This is a genomic window from Streptomyces sp. NPDC058576 (genome assembly GCF_042718715.1).
Lineage (GTDB): Bacteria > Actinomycetota > Actinomycetes > Streptomycetales > Streptomycetaceae > Streptomyces.
This window is the reverse complement of record NZ_JBHXPF010000005.1, coordinates 201,810-216,566: the sequence shown is the minus strand read 5'-3', so window position 1 is coordinate 216,566 and position 14,757 is coordinate 201,810. Positions and strand designations below refer to the sequence as shown.

Below are 14,757 nucleotides of genomic sequence, written 5' to 3'. Positions count from 1 at the left end.
ACTGTTTGTGCTGCTTTGGGTTTTGGGCCTGGCTTTGCGCGGGGCGCGGGTGGGGGGCGCGGGAGGGGGGGGGGGGGGGGGGGGGCCGGGGGGGCGCGCCCCCCCACCCGGCCCTTCGGAGCGGCCGGATCAGTAGCGGGAGTAGCCGTCCTCGGAGAGCGAGTGCTTCTCGTCGCCGCGCAGCGCCGGGCTGAAGACCGAGACGAGGAGGAGGTCCTCGTCGTCGGAGGCGATCAGGTGGTGGGCGTCGTGCTGGTCCAGGGCGTATATGGTGCCGGTCATGATCTTGTGGTGGGCGCCGTCCTTGGTGACGACCTCGCCCGAGCCGCCGATGCAGTAGCAGGCCTCCAGGTGGCCGAGGTACTGCAGCCCACTGGAGGTGCCCCGGCGGACCAACGTCTCGCAGACGGTGAATCCCATGCCGTCGGCCTCGGTGAGCAGACGGTGACTCGTGCCACTGCCCCACTCGATCGCGGGGACGTCGGACAGAGAACGGACGATCATGGCTGAACTCCTGTCATCGCTGTGTTCCGGGCATGTGCGCGTTACGGGTGCGGTACGCGTGCGGGGCCGCGCGAGTGGGGGGTCTGTACGTGAGGACGGGCGGCTGTCGGGCCACCACCGGTGGGATGGCGGGACGACCGGCAGCGCCTGTGGGGTGACGGTCTGTCAGATAGCGGCCGGAGCGGCCCGGCCGACGAAGCCGCGGATGTCCGCGAGCGTGCGGTAGGCGGCGGGTTCCAGCGGGATGTCGTCGACGGGGATGCGGTACGTCTCCGATATCCAGGAGATGAGGCGGACGAGGCCGAGGCTGTTCACCACGGTGCTCTCGATGAGGTCGAAGTCGTCGGTCAGGTCCTCGGCGTCCTCGCCGGCCAGGAACTCCTGGACGATGTAGGTGCGGATCGGGTCGTTGACGGCGGTGCTCATGAGGAGGCTCCGTTCAGTTGGGTGTTCTTGATCGAGTTACGGTCCGGTTTGCCGGTCGGGGTCTTCGGCAGGGGAGTGCCGGCGAGCCCCACCGAGCTGGGCACGGCGTGCCGCGGCAGGTGCTTCGCCGCGTACGCCCGCAGTCCCAGCGAGCTGAGGGACGTGCCGTCCCGGCGCACCACTTCGGCGTGCAGCCGGGTGCCGGCCTCGGGGCAGGGCAGGGCGACGACGGCGGCCTCGACGACGTCCGGGTGGGCCCCGATGACGGTCTCGACCTCCAGGGTGTTGGTGCGCACGCCGCGCACCTTGACCTGGAAGTCGGCGCGGCCCTGGAGGAAGTGGCGGCCGTCCGCGTCGCGGTGGACGAGGTCGCCGGTGCGGTAGAACATGGCGCCGCCGCCGCGCGGATCCGGCATGAACGCCTGGGCGTTGCGGGCCTGTTCGAGATAGCCGCTGGTCTGGAAGGGGGTGTGCACGAGCAGTTCGCCGGTGCCGGGGCCTTGCAGCACCTCCGTGCCGTCGGCCCCCTCGATCAGCAGCACGGCGTCGGTGCCGTCGATCGGGTCGCCGATGGGCAGCGGGTGCACGTAGGCGTCCGGGTCGATGTCGAGGACGAAGCTGTCGTTGGTCTCCGTGCAGCCGAAGACGTTGTGGAAACGGGCGGCCGGGCAGGCGGCGAAGGTGTCCCGCAGGCCCTGTTCGGAGACGGACTCCCCGGTGAACACGACCGTACGGACCGCCGGATAGCGGGCGTCGCCCGCGGCCAGCAGCCGGTGCAGCAGAGGCACGCCTTGGACCAGGGTCACCCCGTTGCCCTCGGTGAGGTCGCGCAGATAGCCGGCGTCCCCGCTGGCCCCGGCGTCGCCGAGCACGACCGTGCCGCCGGCCTCCAGGACCGTCCAGACGTCGAGGAGCGCCAGATCGAAGTTGAGCGGCGAGAAGCTCAGCGACCTGGTGCCGCCGTCGAGTCCGAACTTCTCCGTGGCCCAGTCCGCGAAGCGGTCGAAGGCCTCGACGCGGACCGGGACGAGCTTGGGGACGCCGGTGGACCCGGAGGTGGTGAGGGTGAGCAGCGACTCCTCGGGGTCGGGGGCGCTGAAGCCGTCCGCCAGGGCGGGGTCGGCCTCCTCCCGTGACAGGGCCACGCCGCCGCCGGGGACCGCGACGGCCGACAGCGGACCGTGGGCCTGGGCGGTGAGCGTGGAGAGGGCGGCGGCCCCCAGGCCGGGCGACGGGACCAGGGTGTTGATCCCCTGACTCCACGCCGCCAGCAGCAGCGCGATGGTCTCCGCCGACTTGTGCGCCGGGACGCACAGGGCGCGTACGGGGCCGAGCGCGGCGCCGTCGAGGTCCGCGGCGGCCCGGCGGATCAGCCGCTCCAGGTCCGCGTAGGTGACGTGTCGACCGGCGCTGACGAGCGCGGTTCTGTCGGGTTGTTCCTGTACGTGCCGGCTGATTGCCCGCAACAGGCGAGGCGAAGGCAACGGTCCCCCTGGATGGATTGGCTGTCGTGGCCGACTGGCTGGCCACGAGCAAGAACCTAATGGCTTTTATTTGCATGGTCAAGCATGCAAATAAAGGAGCGAGGTGATCCAGGTCACTGCTCTCGGGCTCGGAGAAGAAGCCCGAACATGCAAAAGACGGCGGGAGGCCGGGTCACCCCGGACGCCTCCCGCCGTCTGCCGTGATCGTGTCAGGCGGCGCTGCGCAGCGCCTGCACCGCCCGGGCGAGCTGGTCGTCGGCGCTCGCGGTGTTGAGGGCCGAGCTGAGGACGTCGGCGTACGTGGCACGGGCGTCCTGGTAGCGCTTGCGCCCCTCTTCGGTGATGACGGCGAAGACGCCGCGCTTGTCGTCGGCGCAGTTGTCCTTGTAGGCGTACCCGGCGCTGTCGAGGCGTCCCACCAGGCGGGTCACCGAGCTCTGCCCCAGGCCGATGTGGTCGGCGAGCTCCTGCATCCGGCACTCGCCCTTCTCGGCCTGGCTGAGGACCTCCAGGGCCCGGTACTCGGACAGGCCGACGCCGTAGCGGCGCTGCAGGGTGTGGGCGAGCTGGCGCTCCACGAAGGCGTGCAGGCCGAGGACGGCCTCCCACATGGCCTGATCGGAGGCGGCGCGTGGCTGCTGCTGGATCGACATGGAATGGCTCCCCTACTCGACTGCAATGAGAACAAGATACATGCCCATGCAACCATTTGGGGAGTGCCGGGAACCGCAGAGGCGGCTCTCGTCATTATTTACTTGTCCAGGCAAATAGGTGGGGTCAGTGGGTGATGCCCTCCAGGGTGTCGCAGGCGTAGGCGGCCGAGACGAGGGTCATGTGGCGGTGCCAGCCGGGGAAGGAGCGGCCCTCGAAGTCGAGGAGGCCGAAGTCCTCGCCCATCCGCTCGATCGCGGTCCGGGCCCCCCGGGGCGAACGGGCCAGCTCCAGCAGGTCGGCCGGGTGGCGGTCGGTGATGTTGGTGAGCCAGATCCGGCCCGGGCGCCCGCCGGCCGCGTCCCACTCGGCCATCAGCCTCCCCGCCCCGCCCGTGCGCTCGCCGTCCGGGCCCAGCCCGCGCACCGGGGTGTCGTACGAGACGACCTGCCGGCCCGCTCCCGCCGGGTGCCGTACGCCCCGGCGCAGCAGCAGGCCGCGCACCGACTCGCGGTCACCGGGCGGCAGTTCGGGTCCGGCGAGGGTGGTCTGGCCCGGGATGGCGAGCACGTACGCGTGTCCGCCGCCCTGCAGCCGCTGCGCCAGCGGCGCGATGTCGCACAGGGCCGTCAGATCGGCCACCACCGGCGCCGTCCGCCCGTTCGACCGGGACGCCATCTCCTGGACCAGGCGCAGGGCGTGGTCCCACAGCGGCTGGGCCTCGGCCGTCGCGGGGATCTTCGCCCGGTCGCGTACCGCCTCGTCGTGGGTGAACCGGGGCGGCAGGAAGAGCCGCCAGTCGACCGGGACGTGCGCTTGCCCGGCGTCCAGGAACAGGCCGAGGCCCAGCTGGCAGTTGACGGTGCGCCCGGACTCCGGCAGGAAGCGCTGGTGCACCCCGGCCGAGCAGGTGCCGCGCTTGGGCAGCACCGCCGGCGCCAGTGTCCAGGCCCGCACCGGCAGCGACCGGGCGGCCCAGCGGGCCAGTTCGCCGCGGGCCGGGGCCCACTCCCACGGGCTGGCGTTGACGAACTGGTGCAGTGACGCCGACGCGGCCTCCGAGCCGGTCACGGCGGCCGCCATCCGGCGCACGGTCTTCTTCCCGTGCGTCCGCATCAGCCCCTGGAGATACACGTGTCCCCAGCGTTGCTGGTCGGAGCGGTGCAAATGGCCGAACAGCAGCCGGGACAGATCGCCCGGTGGCCGGCCCGTCGTCATGTCGGGCGTCTCGCACGTCGTCGTCACTGCAGTCCCTCCCAGGTGAGCGTCGCTGTGCAGACTAACAAACATAGAGAATGTTCGTTATATTTCTGTTCGAGAGAACGACTACTTGCCGAGGTTCAAGGAGAAGGCGCATGCAGGAACGGGCGGCCAGGACGCGCCAGGCCGTGTTGGAAGCGGCCGCCGATGAGTTCGCCGACCGCGGTTACGAGGGCACCTCCCTCCAGCGGGTGGGCTGGCGGGCCGAGACCTCGATCGGCGCTCTGACCTTCCACTTCGGGAGCAAGACCGTCCTGGCCGAGGAGGTGCGCACGGCCGGGCGCGCCCGGCTCGGCTGCTGTCTGGACGAACTCGCCCCCGCCGGGGACCCGTTGCGGGAACTGCGTACCCTGATCGGCGCCCTGGCCCGGCTGGCGCACGAGGACCCCTTCGTACGCGCCGCGCGCCGCCTGGAGGCCGACCGCCCCGAGGGCGTACCGCCGTTGGCCGAGGCCTGGCTGCCGGTGCTCCGTGACCTGCTCGACCGGGCGCACGGCGCGCACCGGCTCCGTCCCGGCGTTTCCCCCGAGGACGCCGTGGCCCTGCTGGCGCACCTCGCGGAGGGCGCCATGACCGCGCACGGCGGGACCGGGGAGTCGGCCTGGGACTCCGTCTCCGTCTGGGACTCGGTCTGGGACGTCGTCCTCCACGGCCTCACCGTCGACCTGAAGGGCCGGGCCGTGCCGGAAGCGGCCCACGGGTCAGGCGGTCCGTAGCGCCCGGGCCACCGCGTCCGCCACCTCGTCCAGGACCGGGGCGCCGGGGCCCGCCGTCAGCCGGTTTCGGACCCACGCGGCCCCGGCCCGGGCCCGCGGCCACGCCTGGTAGGCGACCGAGCCGGGGCCCTGGTGGCCGAACGCGCCGGAGCGGACGGCCGGGTGGCGGCCCTCGTCGAGGAGCTGGAAGCCGCCCTCCCCGTACGCGCTGACCCCGCCGAGCAGCGGATCCAGGCCCTCGACCCAGAAGCTCCGCGCCTGGTCGAGCGTGCGGCGCGACAACAGCAGCGGCTCCTCGCCCGGGGTCCGTACGGCGTCCGCGGCCAGAACGCCCTGGAGCCGGGCCAGACCGCGGGCCGACGCGTACGCCCCCAGCGAGGGGATGACCGCGTAGCGCCGTCGGCTCTCGCCCCACACTCCGGGGTCCGCCGGGAACGGGGACGGGTTGTTCCACACCCGCCCGTAGAGGTCCGCGTCGCCGTCGCACACTCCGCCGCGGCCCGTCCCGCCGTCCAGCACGGGGAAACGGGCGCGGAAGTCCGCGTCGTACGAGATGCGGGCGGTCAGCGGCAGTTGGTCGGGGACGAGGCCGAAGTGGATGTCGAGACCCAGCGGGCCCGCGATCTCCTCCAGGAAGAACAGGTCGAGATCGCGGCCGTCGACCCGTCGGATCACCTCGGCGGCGATCCACCCCGCGGTCCACGGCCCGTGCAGCACGCCGCCGGCCCGGGGGTCGTCCTCCGGGCTGTGCAGTTCGAGCAGCGCGGCCATCATGTGCGGGTTCTCGACGTCCCGCTGGTCGATTCCCGCGGCCATGCCCGGCAGGCGGGCGGTGAAGGTCAGCACGTCCCGCAGCGTCACCGCGCCCTTGCCGCGCGCCGCGAACTCCGGCCAGTAGTCGGCGACGGGCCGGTCCAGCGCGAGCGCGCCCATGTCGGCGAGCAGCAGGACCGCCGTGGCCAGGATGGAGTGGGAGCCCGTCAGCACCGGCTCCAGGGTGTCGCCGGTCCACGGCGTCCCGGTGACCGGGTCGGCGGTGCCGTGCCAGAGGTCGACGACGAGTTCACCGTCCTGGACGACCGCCAGCGCGGCTCCCCGGGAGCCGGGCGGGCCCGCCTCCCGGCAGGCCCGTTCGAAGAAGTGGCGCACGGAGTCGAACCCGGGCGCGGTGGTGCCGTGCACGTCGGCCGTGGCCGCCCGCGGACGGGGCCGCGGGAGGACCTGCCGTACCAGAGAGGTCGTCATGTCGAGAACTCCAAAGAGGTGGAGAGCCAGAGGTGGAGAGCCAGAGGCGGAGAGCCAGAGGTGGAGAGTCAGCGGAGTCGGGCAGCGGTGCGGAGTGGGCGGCAGAGGCCTCACACCTCGGGGGCGCCCGCCGCGTAGGGGAGGAACTCCAGGTCGGTCAGGTCCTGTTCGGTCAGCCGGACCCCATCGCCGCCGAGGTTCTCCGCGAGGTGGTAGGACGCCCGCGTGCCGGGCAGCGGCACCACGTGATCGCCGAGCCGGAGCAGCCAGGCCAGGGCGACCTGCGCGGGGGTGGCCTCGTGCCGGGCGGCCACCTGGGCGACGGCCTGCGTGAGGGCGAAGTTGTGACGGATGGCGCGCGGGGCGAAGCGGGGCTGGGTGCGCCGCCAGTCGTCCGGGGCCAGGTCGTCGTACGTGGACAGCGCACCGGCCAGCAGACCGCGGCCGAGCGGGGCGCCGGCCAGCAGCGCGATCCGGCGCTCCACCGCGTACGGCACGACGTCGTCGAGGCCGCAGCGCGTGAACAGCGACACCTCGGCGGCCATCGCCGCCGCCTCGTGCACCGCCTCGGCGTCGCGTGCCTCCTGCACGGTGACGACGGGCAGCCCCAGCATGCGGATCTTCCCCGCCCAGACCTGCTCGGCCAGCGCGCCCCAGCTCTCCTCCAGCGGTACGCCGGGGTCGACGCGCCGCAGCAGGTAGAGGTCGATGTGGTCCACGTGCAGCCGGCGCAGGCTCTCGTCGACCGCGTCCCGCAGCGCCTGCGGGCCGCCCGCGGGCCGCAGCACACCGTCGGCGTCGCCGAGCAGCCCGCCGCCGGTACACAGCACCACCTCGTCGCGGCGGCCCCGGATGGCCTCGCCGATCAGCCGCTCGTTCTCCCCGGCCGCGTAGGCGCCGGCGGTCTCGACGAGGTTGACCCCGAGGTCCACCGCTTCCCGGACCAGCGATACGGCCTTGGTCCTGTCCCCGAGGGCCGGGGCGTAGCGGTACGAGAGGCCCATCGCCCCCAGCCCCAGCCGTCCGACGACCGGCCCGTCCCTGCCCAGTGTTGTGGTCCGCATCCCGCGAGAACTCCCTTCTCCACAGATCTCCACAGAGGAGAGCGACTACTCCATGGCACCAGCAGGGGTTCTCAAAGCCCAGGATCCCGTTGCTACTTGCCGACCTCGGACGACTTCGGGAAGTCTGCTTCGGGCCTCGGCGGCCCAGGGTCCTCAGGGGCGCGGCGCGGTGATGCGGGCGATCGCCTCGACCGTGAGGGCGCGGTCGTGGGGCTCGGTCTCCAGGGCGCGGTGGATGGACAGGCCCTCGATGAGCGCGTCGAGCTGGCGGGCGGTGGCCGGGTCGAAGTGCCACTCCAGGGCGCGGCGGCTGCGGCCCATCCAGGTGCGGGTGAGCTCGCGGTAGGCGGGCCGGCGGGCGGCGAGGGTGTAGAGCTCGTGGGTGAGGATCAGCTCGCGCTGGTTGCCGCCGGAGAGGTGGTGGACGAGGTCGGCGACGGCCTCGCGCGCCTCGTCGGGGGTGGTGGCCGCGCCGAGCCGCTCCTCGAAGACGGCGACGATCGTGCCGGAGAACCGGGTGAACGCCTCGTGCAGCAGCTCGTCCATGCCGGAGAAGTGGTACGTCATCGAACCCAGCGGCACGCCCGCGCGGGCGGCGACCTTGCGGTGCGAGACCCCCGCGACGCCCTCGTCGACGATGAGGTCCAGCGCCGCGTCGATGATGCGGTCCCGCCGCTCGGGGTCGGTGCGCCCTGTCGCCACGCGGCGCCTCCTCGGGTCGGCCTCGGTCGGCTCGGTTCTCCTCGCAGCATAGAGCGCGGGAGCGGAGTGTACGGACGTACACTTCGGGCGTACGCTCGTACGTCCGGCCCCCTCACCCCTCTGTCTGCCGAGGCACTGCTCCCCATGAAGAACCCGCAGGTCATGGACGCCACCATCCGCCGCTGGCGCGCGGCGCTCTTTCTCTTCATGCTCGCCACCGGGGTGAGCATGGCGTCCTGGGTGGCCAGGACCCCGGCTGTCCGGGACGCGCTGGAGGTGTCCACGGGCTCGATGGGCCTGGTGCTGTTCGGGCTCTCGATCGGTTCGATGGCGGGGGTGCTGGTCTCCGGCGGGCTGGTGCGCAAGCACGGCGGGCGGCTGGTGATCACCCTCGGGGCGGGGCTGCTCGTGGCCGGGCTGCTGGTGATCGCCTCAGGCGCGGCGCTGGAGGTGTCCGGCGGGGTGTTCGGCGGACTGGCGCTGTTCGGGGCCGGGATGGGCCTGGCGGAGGTGGCGTTCAACATCGAGGGCGCGGCCGTCGAACGGATGCTGGGCCGCCCGGTCCTGCCGGTGCTCCACGGCTGCTTCAGCCTCGGGACCGTGGTCGGCGCGCTGCTCGGGATGGGGCTGACGGCGGTCCGGTTCCCGGTCGGCTGGCACCTGGCGGCGGTCGCGCTCGCCGTCGCGGCGGCCGGGGTGTGGACCGTACGGGCGGTCCCGGCGGGGACGGGGCGCGAGCCGGCGGAGACCGGTGACGGCGGGCGGACCGGAGGGCTGCGCGCGCAGGCGGCGGTCTGGCGGGACCGGCGGCTGGTGCTGATCGGCCTGATCGTGCTGGCCATGGCCTTCGCGGAGGGCTCCGCCAACGACTGGCTGCCGCTGCTGATGGTGGACGGCCACGGGACGAGTGCGACGGCCGGCTCGCTGACGTTCATGCTGTTCGCGGCGGCGATGACGACGGGCCGGTTCACGGGCGGGCCGCTGCTGGTGCGCTACGGGCCGGCGGCCGTGGTCCGGGCCAGCGCGGTGGTGGCGGCGGTCGGCGTGGCCCTGGTGGTCTTCTCCTCCAGCGCGCCGCTCGCCGGTGCGGCGGTCGTGCTGTGGGGTCTCGGCGCCTCGCTGGGCTTCCCGGTCACGGTCTCGGCGGCGGGGGAGGGCGCGGGGCCGGGGGACGCCTCGGCGCGGGTCGCGGCGGTCTCGACGGCGGGCTACGCGGCGTTCCTGGTCGGACCGCCGTCGCTGGGCTTCCTGGCCGACCATGTGGGGCTGCGGAACGCGATGCTGGTGGTGCTCGTCCTGCTGGGCGGCGCGGCGCTGATCACGGGGGCGCTGCGGCGGCGGACGGCCTCCCCGGCCGCCGAAGTGCCGGCCGCTCAGTCCGACTTGGTGTAGATCAGGCTCTCGCCCGTCCCGGTGGTGGTGCGGCGCAGGCTGCCGTCCGGGAGCAGGGCCAGCTCGGTGGGTTTCCCGGGCGTGCAGGAGGAGGCCGGGCGGCCGGAGGACACCGTGGAGGGGCCGATGCGGACCGGGCCGTCCTCGGCGACCGCCCCGGCGAGGGGGGCCGTGAACTCGCAGTGGTAAGCAGAGCCGGATGCGAGCGGGCCCTCGGCGGTGAGGGCGAGGACCTGGTCGCCCACGTCGCCCTGCCGGATGGTCAACGTCCGGGTGGACGGGCCCTGGTCGCCGGGTATGGAGCCGGACCAGGTGCCCACGAAGTCCTCGGGGACGGCTCCCTTTCCGCCCTGCTGCCCGCCTGCGGCCTCGGTGGAGGCCGACGGGTCGGGGGAGGCGGTCTTCCCCGTGCCGTCGCCGTTCATGAACGCGTACACCGATCCGCCCGCCCCTATCGCCACGACCACGGCGACGGCGATGAGCGCGGCGGTGGCCCCGGCGGAGCGGCGCTCGCGGGCCGGAGGGGGAGGCGTGGGCGCGAAGTAGGCCGGAGGAAAGGCCTGTTCGGCGGTGTGACCGTGGGGCGGGCGATGCTGCGCGTACGGATGGGGCTGCGCGTACGGGTGGGGCGGCGGAGCGGCTTCCGTTCGGGCGGCCGGAGCGGCCGGAGCGACCGGGGCGACCGGGGCGACCGGGGCCGCCGCCGGTATCGGGGCGGGGGGTATCGGGCTGTTCCGGGAGGCGGGCGCGCCGCGCGGGTCCTTCGGGTCCTCCGGGTCTTCCGCGTCGAGCAACCCCACTGCTTGGCGTCCGAGTTGGGCGAGGAGGGTGGCGGGCAGCCAGGGCTCGTCCCCGTCCGCCCCGCCCAGGCGGGCCAGGATCTCGTCGGTACCGGGGCGGGCCGCCGGGTCCTTCGCCAGGCAGTCCCGGACGACGCCGGCCAGCTCCTCCGGGACCCCGGTCAGGTCCGGGTCCTCCTGCGCGATCCGGAACATCAGGGCATGCACCCCGCCGCTCTCGGCCGTACCGAACGGCAGCCGGCCCGACGCGGCGTACGCGAGGACGGACCCGAGGCAGAACACGTCGCACGCGGTGGTCACGCGCTCCCCGCGCACCTGCTCGGGGGCCATGAAGCCGGGCGAGCCGACCAGGACCCCGGTGCGGGTCAGATCGCCGTCGGCCACGGACTCCAGGGCGCGGGCGATGCCGAAGTCGATGACCCGGGGGCCGTCGATGGTCATCAGCACGTTGGAGGGCTTCAGGTCCCGGTGGATGAGCCCGGCCCCGTGGATGTGCTGGAGGGCGTGGGCCAGCCCGGACCCCAGGAACCGCACCGAACGCAACGGCAGCGGCCCGTACGCCCCCGAGGCGGTGACCGGGGCGCCGGGGCGGCCCGAGACGACGCGCTGGAGGGAGGGCCCGGCGACGTAACCGGTGGCGACCCAGGGGACGGGGGCCTCGGTGTCGGAGTCCAGCACCGGTGCGGTCCACGCGCCGCCGACCCGGTGCGCGGCGCGGACCTCCTGGCGGAAGCGGGCGCGGAACTCCTGGCGCTCGGCGAGCTCGCGGCGCACGAGCTTCAGGGCGACGGTGCGGCCGCGGTCGGAGCGGGCGAGGAAGACCTGGCCCATACCGCCCTCGCCGAGGCGGCCGAGGAGCCGGTACGCACCGATGCGGTGCGGGTCGTCGGGCCCGAGCTTGTCCATGGTGCGCTTCCTCCCCTGCGGCCCGCACGAGGATAGCCCCGCCGGGCCGGGCCGGCGGGGCACGGTCCCCCTCTACGACACGCACGCCCACGCTCCGGTTCCGCGCCCGCCCCCCCCGGCCGAGCATCCGTCCGGCCCGGCGCCCACCCCCGGAACCGTCGACTGGGCGGGGGCGGTGCCCACCCCCGCCCACCCCCGGAACCGTCGACTGGGCGGGGGCGGTGCCCACCCCCAGCCTGTCCGTCGTTTGAGGACGGAACCGTCGACCGGAGGAGAGCGGTGCCCACCCCGAGCCTGTCCGGCGTTTGAGGCCGGAACCGTTGATCTGAGGAGGGCGGTGCCCATCCCCAGTCGGTAGGACGATTGAGGTCGCAATCGTCGACTGGACGGGGGCGGTGCCCACCCCCAGCCCGTCCGGCGTTTGAGGTCGGAGCCCTTGATCTGAGGAGGGCGGTGCCCATCCCCAGCCTGTCCGGTGTTTGAGGTCGGAACCGTCGACCGGACGAGGGCGGTGCCCATACCCAGCCCGTCCGGCGTTTGAGGACGGAACCCTTGACCGGGCGAGGGCGGCGCGCGGCACGGGGACGCTGCCCCGGAGCAGCCGGCCCGAGGCCCGAGGCCCGACACCTCGACGGTTCCGTACTCAATCGCCGGACGGGCCCGGGTGGCCGGGTCCGCAAGCTAGGGGGCCGAAGCGGCCCGGTCCGGGGCGCTCAGACGGTCCAGGGCCTCCGACAACCGCTCCAGCACCCGCACCGCCTCGGCGAACCCCTCCACCCCCAGCTCCCCCGCCAGCCGCGCCGCGAACTCCGCGTGGGGCGGGCCGATCCGGGCCACCGCGTCGCGCCCCGCCTCCGTCGCCCGCAACAGCTTCGCGCGGCGGTGGGCCGGGTTCTCCGCGTACTCCGCGAGCCCCCGCTCGACCAGCAGGTCCGCGATCCGCTGCACGCTCTGCCGGGTGATCCCCATCGTCCGGGCGATCCCCGCCACCGGCAACGGCTCCACCAGCACCGCCCCCAGCACCTGCCACCACGCCGCCGTGAGACCGCCCGGCCGCGCCAACTCGTCGGCCACCGACAGGAACTGCCCGTTCAGCCGGAACACCGTCAACGCGGTCCGGCTCAGCAGCTCCTGCTGGGACGGGGCGCCCCCCGCACCGCCCTCACTCACCCTGCAACACCTCGTACGCGCTCGCGTCCGAGTCGTGGAACAGCCGGTACCACGCGTCCAGCTTCTTCTCGTCGTACACCCCGAGCAGCCCGAACACCTCCCGCGCGAACGCCACCGGCTCCGTCGGCCCGGCCGTGACCAGCCGCCCGGCCCCGTCCGCCCCGGGGTCTGTGACCGCGTCCACCTCCACGTACCGCTCGCCGCCCGCGTACCCCGTCGCCGCGAGGTAGAAGGAGATCGCGCTCGTGTGCGCCCGGTCGTCCAGCAGCCCTTCCCGGGCCAGCCCGGCCGTCGCCCCGCAGATCGCCGCGACCGGCGTCCCCGCGTCCAGGAAGGCCCGGGCCGCCCGCGCGAACGGGGCCAGGGTGTCGCCCGTGTCCCATCCGGCCGCACCGGTCAGGATCAGCAACGCGCTGTCCTGCGGACGCAGTTCGTCCAACGCCAGGTCGGGCTGGATGCGCAGACCGCCCATGGTCGTCACCGGCTCCCGGGAGAGCCCCACGGTCCGCACGGTGTAGCCGTTCTGCGTGAGATGGGCGGTGGTGTGCCCGGTCTCCCAGTCGGCGAAGGTGTCGTAAACGGCGAGATGCACGGTTCCGGCGCTGCTGCTGGTCATGATGACCTCCTCGGCTCGATGACAGTAGACTGTCATATCGACAGCACGCTGTCAATGGATCGCGCGTCCGGAACATGGGCCCGGAACCCGAGTCCGGAACATGGGCCCGGAACACGGGCCCGGAACACGGGCCCGGAACCCGACATCCTGCCGATCCATCCGCCCCAAGCCGTACAAGGTGGCCATGGAGGCCGCCCCCCGCCAGCGCCTACGCTCGCCGCATGACCCCTCATGCCCCTCATGCCCCGTACGCCGACCCCGCGGCCGGTGCGGCCGTGAAGGCCGCGGACCGCGCGCACGTGTTCCACTCCTGGTCCGCCCAGGGCCTCATCGACCCGCTCGCCGTCGCCGGCGCCGAGGGGTCCTACTTCTGGGACTACGACGGCAACCGCTACCTCGACTTCACCAGCGGGCTCGTCTACACCAACATCGGCTACCAGCACCCCACCGTGATCGCCGCGATCCAGGAGCAGGCGGGCAAGCTCGCCACCTTCGCTCCCGCGTTCGCGATCGAGGCGCGCTCCGAGGCCGCACGCCTCATCGCCGAGCGCACCCCCGGCGACCTGGACAAGATCTTCTTCACCAACGGCGGGGCCGAGGCCGTCGAGAACGCCATCCGCATGGCCCGGCTGCACACCGGCCGGCCGAAGGTGCTCTCCGCCTACCGCTCGTACCACGGGGCCACCTCCACCGCGATCAACCTCACCGGCGACCCGCGCCGCTGGCCCTCCGACAACGGCTCGGCGGGCGTGGTCCGCTTCTGGGCCCCGTTCCTCTACCGCTCCCCGTTCCACGCGGCGAACGAGGCCGAGGAGTGCGCCCGCGCCCTCCAGCACCTGGAGGACACCCTCGCCTACGAGGGCCCGTCCGCCATCGCCGCGATCATCCTGGAGACCATCCCGGGCACGGCGGGCATCATGACCCCGCCGCCGGGCTATCTCGCGGGCGTCCGCGAGATCTGCGACCGGTACGGGATAGTCTTCGTGCTCGACGAGGTGATGGCCGGATTCGGCCGCACCGGCGCCTGGTTCGCCGCCGACCACTTCGACGTCGTGCCCGACCTGCTGACCTTCGCCAAGGGCGTCAACTCCGGTTACGTGCCGCTCGGCGGCGTCGCCATCAACGCCGAGATCGCCGCCACCTTCGAGACCCGCCCCTACCCCGGCGGCCTCACGTACTCCGGGCACCCGCTGGCCTGCGCCGCCGCCGTCGCCACCATCGGCGTGATGGAGGACGAGAAGGTCGTCGAGCACGCGGCCCGGATCGGCGAGACCGTCCTCGGCCCCGGCCTCCGCGACCTCGCCGAGCGCCACCCCTCGGTCGGCGAGGTCCGCGGCCTCGGCGCGTTCTGGGCGCTGGACCTGGTCCGCGACCGGGAGACGCGCGAGCCGCTGGTCCCGTACAACGCCTCGGGCGAGGCCGCCGCCCCGATGGCGGCCTTCGGCGCGGCGGCGAAGAAGCAGGGGCTGTGGCCGTTCATCAACATGAACCGGACGCACGCCGTCCCCGCCTGCAACGTCTCCGAGGCCGAGGCCAAGGAAGGCCTCGCGGCCCTGGACGTGGCGCTCTCCGTGGCCGACACGTACACGGTGGAGGGCGCGTCGTAACGGCGCGTCCCACCCGTACGCTCCCGTACGCCGAGTAACCGGACGATCCGATTCCGTACACGATCGACCCTGTTCATCTCCCCGCCGTGCCCGGAAACGGGCACGGCGGCGGCCCTGGCTTAAGGTGACCCGAGCCAGCGGCGCCCCCGCCGGAACGATCGGCGCACGGGGGCGGACATGGACGGACGGATACGAACGGGTACGGACGGAAGGG

14 protein-coding genes are annotated in these 14,757 nt (G+C 73.5%); 3 read left to right on the top strand and 11 right to left on the bottom strand.

From position 1 onward, the window contains the following. Positions 1-129: 129 nt before the first annotated feature. The 5 genes from ACFWRV_RS06385 to ACFWRV_RS06365 form a co-directional block, all read right to left on the bottom strand. Complete coding sequence (locus ACFWRV_RS06385) at positions 130-504, bottom strand: ectoine synthase (protein ID WP_205085210.1); 375 nt, start codon at positions 502-504, stop codon at positions 130-132. 165 nt (positions 505-669) lie between these two features. Further along, positions 670-930, bottom strand: coding sequence for an acyl carrier protein (locus ACFWRV_RS06380; RefSeq protein WP_384329024.1), 261 nt, complete (start codon positions 928-930; stop codon positions 670-672). After that, the gene (locus tag ACFWRV_RS06375) at positions 927-2,396 is read right to left on the bottom strand and encodes an AMP-binding protein (protein ID WP_384329021.1); all 1,470 of its coding nucleotides are present in this window, start codon (positions 2,394-2,396) and stop codon (positions 927-929) included. The genes ACFWRV_RS06380 and ACFWRV_RS06375 overlap by 4 nt, the downstream gene beginning before the upstream one ends. A gap of 227 nt (positions 2,397-2,623) precedes the next feature. Continuing rightward, a complete protein-coding gene (locus tag ACFWRV_RS06370; RefSeq protein ID WP_384329018.1) occupies positions 2,624-3,067 on the bottom strand; it encodes a MarR family winged helix-turn-helix transcriptional regulator in 444 nt (147 codons plus the stop codon). Positions 3,068-3,191: 124 nt separating this feature from the next. Then, a complete protein-coding gene (locus ACFWRV_RS06365) occupies positions 3,192-4,310 on the bottom strand; it encodes an IS701 family transposase (protein ID WP_384329015.1) in 1,119 nt (372 codons plus the stop codon). Positions 4,311-4,420: 110 nt separating this feature from the next. Here ACFWRV_RS06365 and ACFWRV_RS06360 point away from each other — a divergent pair, with 110 nt between their 5' ends. Continuing rightward, entirely contained in the window at positions 4,421-5,041 is a 621-nt protein-coding gene (locus ACFWRV_RS06360; protein WP_384329012.1) for a TetR family transcriptional regulator, read from the top strand. Here the strand turns inward: ACFWRV_RS06360 and ACFWRV_RS06355 are convergent. The 3 genes from ACFWRV_RS06355 to ACFWRV_RS06345 all read right to left on the bottom strand — a co-directional run bounded on the left by ACFWRV_RS06355 (position 5,027) and on the right by ACFWRV_RS06345 (position 8,052). Further along, positions 5,027-6,286, bottom strand: a complete 1,260-nt coding sequence (locus tag ACFWRV_RS06355; RefSeq protein ID WP_384329009.1) for a serine hydrolase domain-containing protein — start codon at positions 6,284-6,286, stop codon at positions 5,027-5,029. The two genes, ACFWRV_RS06360 and ACFWRV_RS06355, sit on opposite strands and share 15 nt — an antisense overlap. Before the next feature lie 110 nt (positions 6,287-6,396). Continuing rightward, positions 6,397-7,350 (bottom strand): aldo/keto reductase, encoded by a 954-nt coding sequence (locus ACFWRV_RS06350; protein WP_384329007.1) that lies wholly within the window; start codon positions 7,348-7,350, stop codon positions 6,397-6,399. A 153-nt stretch (positions 7,351-7,503) separates the two neighbouring features. Then, positions 7,504-8,052 (bottom strand): TetR/AcrR family transcriptional regulator, encoded by a 549-nt coding sequence (locus ACFWRV_RS06345; RefSeq protein WP_384329004.1) that lies wholly within the window; start codon positions 8,050-8,052, stop codon positions 7,504-7,506. 144 nt (positions 8,053-8,196) lie between these two features. Between ACFWRV_RS06345 and ACFWRV_RS06340 the strand changes: the two genes are divergently transcribed. Further along, a complete protein-coding gene (locus ACFWRV_RS06340) occupies positions 8,197-9,444 on the top strand; it encodes an MFS transporter (protein ID WP_384329001.1) in 1,248 nt (415 codons plus the stop codon). Here the strand turns inward: ACFWRV_RS06340 and ACFWRV_RS06335 are convergent. From ACFWRV_RS06335 to ACFWRV_RS06325, 3 genes are all read right to left on the bottom strand, one after another. Continuing rightward, complete coding sequence (locus ACFWRV_RS06335; RefSeq protein WP_384328998.1) at positions 9,426-11,150, bottom strand: serine/threonine-protein kinase; 1,725 nt, start codon at positions 11,148-11,150, stop codon at positions 9,426-9,428. The two genes, ACFWRV_RS06340 and ACFWRV_RS06335, sit on opposite strands and share 19 nt — an antisense overlap. 681 nt (positions 11,151-11,831) lie before the next feature. Next, positions 11,832-12,320 (bottom strand): MarR family winged helix-turn-helix transcriptional regulator, encoded by a 489-nt coding sequence (locus ACFWRV_RS06330; RefSeq protein WP_384328995.1) that lies wholly within the window; start codon positions 12,318-12,320, stop codon positions 11,832-11,834. After that, entirely contained in the window at positions 12,313-12,936 is a 624-nt protein-coding gene (locus ACFWRV_RS06325; protein WP_384328992.1) for a DJ-1/PfpI family protein, read from the bottom strand. The genes ACFWRV_RS06330 and ACFWRV_RS06325 overlap by 8 nt, the downstream gene beginning before the upstream one ends. Before the next feature lie 221 nt (positions 12,937-13,157). Here ACFWRV_RS06325 and ACFWRV_RS06320 point away from each other — a divergent pair, with 221 nt between their 5' ends. After that, positions 13,158-14,543, top strand: coding sequence for an aspartate aminotransferase family protein (locus ACFWRV_RS06320; protein WP_384328989.1), 1,386 nt, complete (start codon positions 13,158-13,160; stop codon positions 14,541-14,543). The last annotated feature ends 214 nt before the right edge of the window (positions 14,544-14,757 follow it).